Source organism: Pseudomonas palleroniana (genome assembly GCF_022836895.1).
In the GTDB taxonomy this organism is placed as follows: domain Bacteria; phylum Pseudomonadota; class Gammaproteobacteria; order Pseudomonadales; family Pseudomonadaceae; genus Aquipseudomonas; species Aquipseudomonas palleroniana.
In genome coordinates, this window is record NZ_CP092411.1 from 3,759,834 (window position 1) to 3,769,978 (window position 10,145).

Genomic DNA, 10,145 nt, shown 5'->3' on the forward strand with positions numbered 1-10,145 from the left:
TTGATTGAACCACAACTTTACGAACGCTGAGTAGAGTGGCCGCGTATCCAGCCACCTGAGTTCTGTCATGTCAGCCCTGATTGCCTCCCTCGATACCCCCGTCGCGCTAATCGATGTCTCGCGAATGCAGCGCAATATTCAGCGCATGCAGCAACGCATGCACAGCTTGGGTGTGCGTTTGCGCCCGCATATCAAAACCAGCAAATGCCTGCCCGTGATCAAGGCGCAGATAGCCGCCGGCGCGAACGGCGTCACGGTGTCCACCCTGAAAGAAGCGGAGTATTGCTTTGCCGAGGGCATCAACGATGTGTTCTATGCCGTGGCCGTAGCGCCCGGCAAGTTGGCTCAGGCCCTCGCACTCAGGCGCCAGGGCTGCAACTTGAGTGTGCTCACCGATAGCGTTGTCGGGGCCCAAGCGATTGTCGCCTTCGCACAGCAACACGACGAACGTTTCAACGTGTGGATCGAGATAGATTGCGACGGCCACCGCTCAGGCCTGGCCGTTGAAGACCCTGCGCTGCTAGCGGTTGCCCGTGTCCTTGTTGAGGGCGGCCAGCAATTGCGCGGCGTGATGACCCACGCCGGCTCCAGCTATGAACTCGACACTCTTCCAGCATTGCAGGCCCTTGCCGAACAGGAACGCCGGCTCTGCGTCAGCGCCGCTGAAAAAATCCGCCAAGCCGGGATGGCCTGCCCGGAGGTCAGCATCGGTTCCACACCCACCGCCCTGTCGGCGCTGAACCTGGAAGGCGTGACGGAAGTACGCGCAGGTGTCTACGTATTCTTCGACCTGGTCATGCACAACATCGGCGTTTGCCAGGCGGACGAGTTGGCCCTGAGCGTGCTGACCACCGTCATCGGCCATCAGCAAGACAAAGGCTGGATCATCACCGACGCCGGCTGGATGGCCATGAGCCGTGACCGCGGCACCCAACGCCAGCGCCGGGATTTCGGCTACGGGCAGGTGTGTACCGAAACCGGCGAATGGATCGAGGGCGCGCGAGTGACTGGCGCCAACCAGGAGCACGGCATCATCACCCTTGGAGCGGCCCAGGGCACCGACATCGTGGCGCACTTCCCCATCGGCAGCCGCCTGCGCATCCTGCCCAACCACGCGTGCGCCACCGGCGCGCAATTCCCGCACTATCACGCCTGCGACGCCGAAGGCGCCGTGCACACCTGGAGTCGCCTGTATGGCTGGTAAGATCGAGTTGATCCACACGACCAACGCGGCCGCTCCGGGCGGGCACTACTCCCAGGCGGTACTGTACAAAGGCGTTTTATACGTATCCGGGCAGTTGCCGATGCGCGCAAACGGCGAGCACAGCGCCGACCAACCGTTCGAGGTGCAAGCCTCGATCGTGCTCGATAACCTGATGGCAATCCTCAGCGCAGCGGGCCGGAGTGCGAGTGACCTGTTGAAGGTGACGGTGTATGTCGTGGGGGTAGAACACTGGGCCGCTTTTGATCGGGTTTATGCGTGTTATCTGGGAGAGCATCGGCCGGCTCGTGCGGTGGTTCCGGTGGCGGGGTTGCATCATGGTTATTTGATAGAAATTGAGGCGGTGGTTGGTGGGTTGTGACTGTTAGCGTGGGTCAAGGATGGTTTCTTTAACTCTTTAGTCATATCAACTGGTTGGCTGTTAAGTAAGCTATTCTGGTCTCACTCCTATCTCTCAATTACGCGCCACTCAACTTCCTGACCAACGTTGCCGCCATTAGCTTCAACGTTCTGCTCTCTGCCTCAAACCTGTCATCTAGAGCGCGTATTACCTGCGCCCTGTCAGAAATATAGCCAGCCAAAAAAACTGATTCAATAGATTCAATTGCATGAATGACAACCGACTCCTCTCCAGCTTTCAGAAGCATGAGCAAAACGTACAGCGCCCGCTCATCATTCGAATCACCGAGAGACTCCGCGCACCTACCTCGCCAAGCTTCAGACTTCGTCAGAAGAGCCGATTCAAGTTCGCTCCAGCTTGAATTATCAAACTGAGAGATCTTGGAGGCCGCGATATCAATCCCTACATCCGACCAGTAATCTTCTGACCCTATGGAACCCAGCAAAAACTCATATTCCTTAAACATATTTCACCTATTATAAGTAAAACAGAGGTAGGACCCTGAGGGATCCCATATTTTTAAAGAGCAACGCTGCTGAACTCTGAACAACGCAAGCGCCCCTCAGGGTCTAACCCCTATTTCCCTTAAAGTTTATTTGCTTCCGCAAGTACCTTCACCAGGGTTAAAGCATCTATTAACAGGTCAGTGTCTTGGCTTATCTTTTTCGGTAAGAAAAATCGGGGATCCCTCAGGGGCTCCCCCTTATTTTTCCGGCAATTTTTCAATTTTACTCAAGGCATCTATATAAGCCCCTTTTAACGCAAGACTGACAGCATTAAGTGCCTCCGACCTCAGATAGACTAGATCCTGACGAACCAACTCTTGACCCGTTCTTTTTATTTTTATGCGCGACTCCCCGGTATATTTTACGGCACCGACATAAACAGAAAGCCTGACTTCACATGCATAATAATCAGGACTGTTCCACGTCTTGACGAAAACCCGGTCGATCTCCACCCTGGTTTTTATGCTCGCGCTGGCATCAGACCCAATAGACTGTTTGGTAAATTCAGACCAATCGGCGACCGGTATATTAGCGAATCCCTCGTACAGCCCCACATCGTAATTGGCTGCATGCCACACCAACTTACTGCGCTCAGAACATTGGGTGCAGCGTTCATAGCCGGTCACACTTGTTATCGCTGAGTTAATGATTTTGTTTTTTATTGCAGACAGTTCTGCATCTGTGGTAAAGGCGGCAAAATGCAGTTGATTAGTGATGCAGCCGGTCAAAAGAAGAAACAAACCCAGCAATACATTAAACCTCACTACCAACTCCCCTTTTTTTTGGAAGAAACCAATAAGCTGTCAGACCTACAGATACACCTCCTAGCAAAAAACTCAAAAACACAGGAAACATATTTCGTATCGCTTGATAATCCTCCACCTTACTTATAAAGAAAAAAACAACACCAAACATCCATGCACCAGCGATCAATGCCGCTATCGCAGAAACCACCACATACACTCTTAAACCACCCTCCAACCTAAGAGCAACAACCACGAAAGCAAAACTCATAGCAGGAACAAAAAAAATTATTTCAGCTAAAATAGGCAGGCGTAAATCGGGGTCAGACCACCATTTTTTATATTTACTCTTCTTAACTCTAAAAAACGCAAAAACGTGGCCTGCCCCCTACTTCCCCACCCCTACTTCATTTGGAGGTCTACGCTATTCGGTCTAATGCATCTTTCTCAGCATCAACTATCGAGCCAACTTTTGCACCAGCGAACCAGTCTCACCTCGGCAAAAACCGTTTACACAAAAATGTTTTGTAGTTGTCAGGCGCCGCACTTATTAACGTCTCGAGATCATCACCACGAACCAAAGAATGGTCGACTATAGACTCAACAAAATAGTACAGACACCCAGGATTCTCACTCAATTCCAACTCGAACCCCCGAAGAAACTCCAGTATGTGTTCAAATGAATTTTCCTGCACCAGAGTGTAACCTAAAAACTCGTACGCGGATATGTAGTATGAGTTCTCAATAATGCCGCCCACCCCGCCTAATTCTTTTAATGAAGCCTCCAGAGCTTCAGCGGACAAGAAGGGTAAAGAAACCAACCACAGAACAAACTTTCTGAAGCACTCATCGGCCAAGAGCATTGTCGATATCCTTTATTAGCTGTTTAGCAAAATCAATATCTCGCTGACTGCAAGGGTATTTGCCGGGTGGTTGATTGTCAGCATTACGAACTAGATCACTTAGTCTATTACTGAGCTCGATGGCTTTTTGCTCATGCCCAGCGGGAGACAACATGTCGCCTGTAGCTTTCTCATAACGCACAGCGTCAGCCAATCCGCCGTTTCCGACCCTGCTGCCAGTTTTATCCGCACCGTAATACGAAGTCAGAATCTTTTCAAATTGGTCGCTATCTGCTGGCCGATAAGTAGGCCCAAACCCACCCTTGGGAGCATCCATCCCAGCTTTTGCACCTGCGATCTCCTGCGCAGGAAGCGCATCCCCACCATTTGCAGATACTACGGGCTTCTTGCCCGGCAACAGAACCGACACCCCCTCTCCACTTGCGAGTTTCGCGGTACCCTTGAACAGCGCAATTTCCATCGCCGCCCTCGCAGCCGCGGTTCCATAGTCGCGCATCGGGTTAACATCACCCGTGTAGGTATCAGAACTGAACGAATCAAGTACCTTTTGCCCCTGAGTGTATTGATAAGGCGTTAGCAGCTCCCCTGTCGCCTGCATCCCATCGTGAAAGGAAAGCGCACCTCCCAATCCGGAAAGCGCTGGTGCAGCACAACCCACAACTGTCACGCAGGCTGGCGTAGACAGTATTGCACCGCCGAAGCCCGCGGCGGCACCAATCGCCCCCAGCACAGCACGCCCCGCATTTCCAGAACGCTTCAGCGCCTCATCATTCTTCAGCAAATTATCGTTGGCTTTATCCCACCGTCCGTATTCATCAAAAGCCCCCGTTGCCATCAGTTGCTTCTGAGCATCTTTAAAGCTGCCACCATCCAATTCGAGCTCGCGGATGACTTTGTAGTTAGGGTCGTCAACCGGAACGGAGGCGCTGCAATGCACCAAGGCACAGGCGGCGGCTTTCAATTTATAGGCGTTGTCCGGATTGTCTTTCTGCAACGACTCAAGCGCGATTGTCTCTTTTTGATGCAGTTGGCGATTGTATTGATCCGCCATTTGCGACACCCAGGACGCCTTATTGACATCCCCTCCGGCCAAGCCTGCAGCAGTCAGTCCGACAATCTGCGCTACCCCTTGCCTCAACTCTGGTTGTTTGTCGAATGTATCGTTCAGAACCTGCGCCATTGCCTGACTCGCGCCAGCAGCAATGGCCCCGGTCTTGAAGTCCCCACCCGTGGCACTGGATACAGCACCACCAAACAACGCGTGCATGGAGACACGAGCCACACCTCCCTCAGCCCACATCGCCATGCCATTGGTATCGCCTGCATTCTTAGCGGCCTGCCAATGCTCTTGGGCATAACTTCCCACGAAGTTAAACGCCGTCGCTGCCGCTACGTTCCCGGCCTGGGAGACCAGACCGCCCGTAACATTCTTGCCCAGGCTTCCGCCACCAATCGCGGTCTGGATGGCTCCGGTGGCCACACCTTGAGCACCCGCATGAACCGCAAACCCTCCAATCCCCTCCAGGGTACTGAGATCAAAACCTTTGGTCAGGTTATTGAACGGCTTGGTAGTGCCTCCCAGATTTGGATCGATGACACCCGTGGTGAAACCAGCGGCCAATCCGGAAATCAGCGCATTTTTTAAGCTGTCACTGCTGAACGTGTCTTTGAACGCCGCTCCGAGATTACCTTTGTTATTGATGACGCTAACCGCTCCCGTGCCGGCTAACGACGTCAAGGCACCTGTCGCGATAATGTTCCCGAGCCCTGCTGATGTCGCAGCAACTGCTGCGCTCGTTGACGTGGCGGCTGTCGCAGCAGTCCCGGCTGCCATCGCAGAACCAGATCCAGCCGTTGCACCTGCGAGCGAACCGACCCCGGCGCTGGCAGCCCCCGCCGTCAATACCGTGACAATGATGATGATCGCCAGCATCGCCCCCTGCCCAAGGCTGGAGTTGCTGTACTTATAAGAGTCGTGCGTTTCCTTGATCAGCTTCCAATCAACATCCCCGCGTTTCTCGGCGTCCTTCAACCACGCCATCTGCGGATCGGCCTTCACCATCGCGTCAATTGCCTGGCTGACGGTCTGCTGATTGACCTGCTTGACGTCAATGTGCAAACCGTCAACAGCCTTGATGATGATGTCGCCCTTGGCAACCATCTGGGTCTGCCTGACGGTTTCATCGGTATTGCCCTTGCCACTCATGCTGTTCCAGGCCAGGCTGCTTTTGCTTTTCGCGTGGCTTTCCTGCTTGAGGTCTTTCACGCCCTCGAAGGTCACCGCACCACCACTGACAATCGCGATATCCTCACCACTGTCGAGCTTGGCCGCCTGATACACCTGATCACTACCACTCTTGAGCGTCAGATCCCCCCCGCTCGTGATCTCACTCCCGATGTTGGTGACCTGCGTGACCTCATCCCGCTGAGTCTTCTTGCTCCCGAAGCTCCCCTTCTTTTTCATGTCATACAGCGAATAATCGCTGTCTTCCGCCGCCAGCAACCCCAGCTTTCCACCCGCCACCAAATACGCTTCATCCCCCGCACTGACGCGGCTGGCAATCATCGCCAGGTCCTTGCCAGCACTCAGCGAAACATCCCCGCCAGCCTTGACCGACGTGCCCACCTGGCTCACATGGTCTTCCTGCGCCTTCACCTTCTTCAGGTTCAACGCCGAATGCTGCTCGTCCGCCGCCGAAGCCATCGTCAGGTCGCCCACCGCCGACATCGCCACATCCCGCTTGGCATCCATCTGGCTGGCAATTGCTGTCAGATCGCGGCCAGCAATCGCTGACAGGTCGCGACCCGCCGTCACCGACGAACCGTTCTGGGTGACGGAGCGGCTGTTGTTGCGGGCGCTGAGGTTCGCGTTGCTGTTGGCCTGCTCCACTGAGCCGAAGCTCAGGTCGCGGCCGGCCTGGATGGTGGTGTCGCGCCCGCTTTGCAGCACGCTGCCCTGGTTGGAGAAGTCGCGGCCGGCCCTGATGCTCATGTCGTTGGCCGCTTCGATACGTGCGGCGCTGTCGAGAAAGTCGCTGTGTTCGCTGATGACACCATCGCTGCTGTCGTGGCCGGTGACGGTACGTTCGTTGATCAAGTCGCCATACGGCGGTGCCGAATGAGTACATGTCCTACAACAAGCCCTGAAACAGGAAAGTCCGAGGCGACAGCGCCTTGCTCCCTTGCCTACGCTTGCGTCAGAATCCGCCGGCTTGTGCGCTTGAGTGGGCGTCTCTAAGGTTGCTCGGTCGCTGAAAACTCAGTGATCGGGTTTAGTAGCCTGGGGTTATTCCAATCAGTGCATAAGCTTCAACTGTCGGACGACAACGTCCGTGCTTTATGGTGGCTGTGTGCAGGGCGTCCTCGGGCGCGCCGGCTTTCTTGGAATTCCCCGGTCTACTAACCTGCGCACAGCTGCCACCCCTTAGTTTAGTAGCTCAGAGGTGGCGGCCCTAAAGTGGGAAATTCCAAGTATGTTCAAAGTCACGCCTAATCCTCCAAGTAAGCCCGACCTGAAACTCAATCAGGCGGCGCATCGCGCCATAGATCACTACCTCAATCCAGAAACGGCTGCACCTCAGCCGCCGCTGGGTTTATTCAGTGTCGCCCCCGACACCAGCTCAGAAACCCTGATCACCAACAGCTACGAAACCTTTTCCTCAGTCAGCGCCTTGCTGCTTGACCTGTCCGAGGACCTGACCGGGAAACCACGCGATGTAGCGCTGGCAATACACCAGTTGAGTGAGTTGGGGGTGTTGCTGATGGACAAGCTGATGGAGCGGGAGGCAGCAGTAGCGGGCAGCTAAGCCTTTAACGCAGTACCGAGCCGTCGTAATGCCCAACGGCGGCTCGGTTTTTTTGCTATTGGGCTGTGCCGTGTCAACATATAGCTTGGTGCCGATAACTTTTAGAGCTGCGTAAAGAAACGATGACGTGGCAACGAAAAAAAACAAAGAAAGCACTGTTGTATTCGGCGTGGGGGATTACTGTTTTGGCTTAATAGGGGGTTTGGTCAAGCAAGCATTAGAGGAGCCACCTCCGCCCAGAGGGAAACAGGGATAAGACCACCATTTTTTATATTTTCCCTGGCTTGCGGGAATGCCTGATTGACGTTTAGCTTTATTAAAAGCTCCACTTCGTCCGGCGCCTATAGGGCTAATATTCTCAGGAGTTGTGCCCTTTGCACCAACAACTTACGAAGAAAAAAAATGGCCATTTTCGTCCACCCAAATTATACCTGGCACTTCATAAAAATACATTGTGAGTGCTTCGTCACTTTCACTCACAACGCCTTCCGGCCACTTATCTTTCAAGAAAGACACGATCTGTTGCGCATCCAAGCGCCAGTGAGACTCTTCATCATTAATCGAAAATTTCGGATGCGGATTATCAGAAGAAATATAGCAATCCGCATTTGGCGCTATAAATTTTATTCTTCCAGTAACAAGCAGATATTCGACCACAGAAAAAAAAGCATCTTTTTGCTGAGAAAACGATAGCTCAGGATTCCATGAACCAATTGCACTAAAAAGAGCCGATATCCACAGACCAAATGAATCACGTACTATTTCTTCAACAAATCTAATATCCATTATGGATTTCCAATCAGAAATTTTATTTCTGGATTATACGTTGTGCCTGTTGCGGCTTTAGGCAAATCAATAGTCCAGGCTGACCAGATGAGGAAAATAGGGGGCAGACCACCATTCTTTATATTTTTAAATAGCAACTCCGCCAAACTCTAAAAAACGCAAAAACGTGGTCTGACCCTATTTTCACTTTCTATAATTTTAAAGAGCAACTCTGCCGAACTTCAAATAACACAAAAGCGTAGTCTACCCCCTACTTCAAACTAATCAGTAATAACCGCTTCTACCTCTCCCCCCCCCCGAATTATGACCCGCCCCCAATCGCCAGACAGAGTATAGGAACCATCAACTCTAACAAAACTGTCTATATTTCCATGGTCCAAATCACCTGTACTATCTACAAACCCCATACGCCTTCTATCAAACCATTCGATAGAGTCCACATTAAAAAACCGCAACAAAACCTTGCGATAGCAATACTGCTCTCCGTTTTTCGGCTCCTCATATTGCGGGCTATTGCTATTAAGAACAGCATCCAATTCAAATATAAGTGATCCTGCCACATCATCAATCGACAAAACGTAGCTATCTTCGAAATAAAAATTTGAGAGCGATAGAATTTCATAATAGTTCATGTCGATTCTCACAGATCGAAGTCAATTGAAGAGAAATATGGATCAACCCCCAATTCTTTACATTTGTTAAAAAGCAACTCCGCTGAACTCTCAAAAACGCAAAAACGTTGTTTACCCCCTATTTCTACTGTTTTTTTTGGATAAACTAGCCTTTAAGGAAAATAAAAAAATCCGGGCCTAGTTCATTTCTCAAGCTTTCAGCTAATCGCTCTCCCTCTCGCTTAAATTCGCGCTCTAACTCCTCACTTTTGAATCCAGAGTTGGGCGAGTAATCAGAATCTAGTGTTTCATCGTATGTAGCGGCCCACTTTGATAGGCGTATCTGAAGCTCTTCAGAGATAGGAAGCTGAGAAGGAGCTATGTCCCCATACTCACCGGGGGACATATTCCAAAGCGGATGACACTGATAATCCACCATTAATTTTATATTTTTTACTTAACGCCGCCCCTCGGATTTGCACCGACGACAAAACCGTTGTCGCCAACAGTCACAGCAATTCGCTGCGGCTGCCCGTTAATAGTTAACTCATAAATTGGACGTCCAGCTCTAGAGCCTTGATAACCAACGAGCCTACCCTCAGAAACGGCCTTCATTACCACACCCGGAATCTGAGCCTCAGACACGCCCATCTGAGCAAATTGGCTACCATGCTCCTCATTAATGTGCTGCAACCCGGCTTTTGAGTTTCTAGTCTCTAGAAATACAACTTTCCCGCTAGAATTGCGAGTTGTTGCAATGACTTTCTCTGGGGTAAATTTCACACCATTAGGGGGAAATAGGGGTCAGACCACCATTCTTTATATTTTTAAAGAGCAACTCTGCTGAACTCTAAAAAACGCAAGTCGTGGTCTGACCCCTATTTTCGCGGGTGCTAGGCCGGCGTCAGATCACATCCAGGCCTCTACAATTAACAAGAGACATTTAAACCGCAAGCAGAGATAAAATCACGTATCGGTATATCAAGAAAGCTACTCTCTCCAGCGGAAAGAACATCTTGCAATGTGACGATGCCTTTTTCAAAGTCCAAAGAAACGTCAAAGCAATTAAACTCGAACTCCCTGAGTAGAACGCTCTTTGAGCAAATCCGCTCATCAAAGGCATCTTTCAAAATAGAGCGAACGCTGTCGTCCAACTCTTGGGCGACAAATCGTTCTATTAGTGTGCCGCCACTGCTCATAACCATTCC

Annotated in this window: 10 protein-coding genes and 1 pseudogene; 3 read left to right on the forward strand and 8 right to left on the reverse strand. The window is 51.6% G+C overall.

Annotation, left to right across the window (positions count from 1 at the left end; all coding sequences use genetic code 11):
- The first annotated feature begins 67 nt into the window (after positions 1-67).
- A complete protein-coding gene (locus MJP36_RS17050; RefSeq protein WP_244383543.1) occupies positions 68-1,204 on the forward strand; it encodes a DSD1 family PLP-dependent enzyme in 1,137 nt (378 codons plus the stop codon).
- On the forward strand, positions 1,194-1,583 hold the full coding sequence (locus MJP36_RS17055; protein WP_244383544.1) for a RidA family protein: 390 nt from the start codon (positions 1,194-1,196) through the stop codon (positions 1,581-1,583). Before MJP36_RS17050 ends, MJP36_RS17055 begins: the two co-directional genes overlap by 11 nt.
- A gap of 97 nt (positions 1,584-1,680) precedes the next feature.
- Here MJP36_RS17055 and MJP36_RS17060 read toward each other — a convergent pair whose 3' ends face one another.
- The 5 genes and pseudogenes from MJP36_RS17060 to MJP36_RS17080 form a co-directional block, all read right to left on the reverse strand.
- Positions 1,681-2,088, reverse strand: a complete 408-nt coding sequence (locus MJP36_RS17060; protein WP_244383545.1) for a HEAT repeat domain-containing protein — start codon at positions 2,086-2,088, stop codon at positions 1,681-1,683.
- A 237-nt stretch (positions 2,089-2,325) separates the two neighbouring features.
- A complete protein-coding gene (locus MJP36_RS17065) occupies positions 2,326-2,892 on the reverse strand; it encodes a hypothetical protein (protein ID WP_244383546.1) in 567 nt (188 codons plus the stop codon).
- Positions 2,882-3,142, reverse strand: a complete 261-nt coding sequence (locus tag MJP36_RS17070; protein WP_244383547.1) for a hypothetical protein — start codon at positions 3,140-3,142, stop codon at positions 2,882-2,884. Before MJP36_RS17070 ends, MJP36_RS17065 begins: the two co-directional genes overlap by 11 nt.
- Before the next feature lie 220 nt (positions 3,143-3,362).
- Positions 3,363-3,734, reverse strand: coding sequence for a hypothetical protein (locus tag MJP36_RS17075; RefSeq protein ID WP_244383548.1), 372 nt, complete (start codon positions 3,732-3,734; stop codon positions 3,363-3,365).
- A pseudogene (locus MJP36_RS17080) lies at positions 3,718-6,837 on the reverse strand (DUF637 domain-containing protein); the annotation flags it as partial. The pseudogene MJP36_RS17080 and the gene MJP36_RS17075, both read right to left, overlap by 17 nt.
- A gap of 370 nt (positions 6,838-7,207) precedes the next feature.
- Between MJP36_RS17080 and MJP36_RS17085 the strand changes: the two are divergent.
- Positions 7,208-7,540, forward strand: a complete 333-nt coding sequence (locus MJP36_RS17085; protein WP_244383549.1) for a DUF6124 family protein — start codon at positions 7,208-7,210, stop codon at positions 7,538-7,540.
- Between the two features lie 387 nt (positions 7,541-7,927).
- On the opposite strand, the gene MJP36_RS17090 is transcribed toward MJP36_RS17085, so the two are convergent.
- The 3 genes from MJP36_RS17090 to MJP36_RS17100 form a co-directional block, all read right to left on the reverse strand.
- Positions 7,928-8,326, reverse strand: coding sequence for a hypothetical protein (locus MJP36_RS17090; RefSeq protein WP_244383550.1), 399 nt, complete (start codon positions 8,324-8,326; stop codon positions 7,928-7,930).
- Positions 8,327-8,586: 260 nt separating this feature from the next.
- On the reverse strand, positions 8,587-8,958 hold the full coding sequence (locus MJP36_RS17095; protein WP_244383551.1) for a hypothetical protein: 372 nt from the start codon (positions 8,956-8,958) through the stop codon (positions 8,587-8,589).
- Between the two features lie 908 nt (positions 8,959-9,866).
- A complete protein-coding gene (locus MJP36_RS17100) occupies positions 9,867-10,136 on the reverse strand; it encodes a hypothetical protein (RefSeq protein ID WP_226477766.1) in 270 nt (89 codons plus the stop codon).
- Positions 10,137-10,145: the final 9 nt, after the last annotated feature.

Excerpts from the sequence above, each read along its gene's own strand:
- MJP36_RS17050 (WP_244383543.1), top strand. The coding sequence starts at position 68 with ATGTCAGCCCTGATTGCCTCCCTCGATACCCCCGTCGCGCTAATCGAT.
- MJP36_RS17055 (WP_244383544.1), top strand. The coding sequence starts at position 1,194 with ATGGCTGGTAAGATCGAGTTGATCCACACGACCAACGCGGCCGCTCCG.
- MJP36_RS17075 (WP_244383548.1), bottom strand. The coding sequence starts at position 3,734 with ATGCTCTTGGCCGATGAGTGCTTCAGAAAGTTTGTTCTGTGGTTGGTT.
- MJP36_RS17060 (WP_244383545.1), bottom strand. The coding sequence starts at position 2,088 with ATGTTTAAGGAATATGAGTTTTTGCTGGGTTCCATAGGGTCAGAAGAT.
- MJP36_RS17095 (WP_244383551.1), bottom strand. The coding sequence starts at position 8,958 with ATGAACTATTATGAAATTCTATCGCTCTCAAATTTTTATTTCGAAGAT.
- MJP36_RS17090 (WP_244383550.1), bottom strand. The coding sequence starts at position 8,326 with ATGGATATTAGATTTGTTGAAGAAATAGTACGTGATTCATTTGGTCTG.
- MJP36_RS17100 (WP_226477766.1), bottom strand. The coding sequence starts at position 10,136 with ATGAGCAGTGGCGGCACACTAATAGAACGATTTGTCGCCCAAGAGTTG.
- MJP36_RS17070 (WP_244383547.1), bottom strand. The coding sequence starts at position 3,142 with ATGAGTTTTGCTTTCGTGGTTGTTGCTCTTAGGTTGGAGGGTGGTTTA.
- MJP36_RS17085 (WP_244383549.1), top strand. The coding sequence starts at position 7,208 with ATGTTCAAAGTCACGCCTAATCCTCCAAGTAAGCCCGACCTGAAACTC.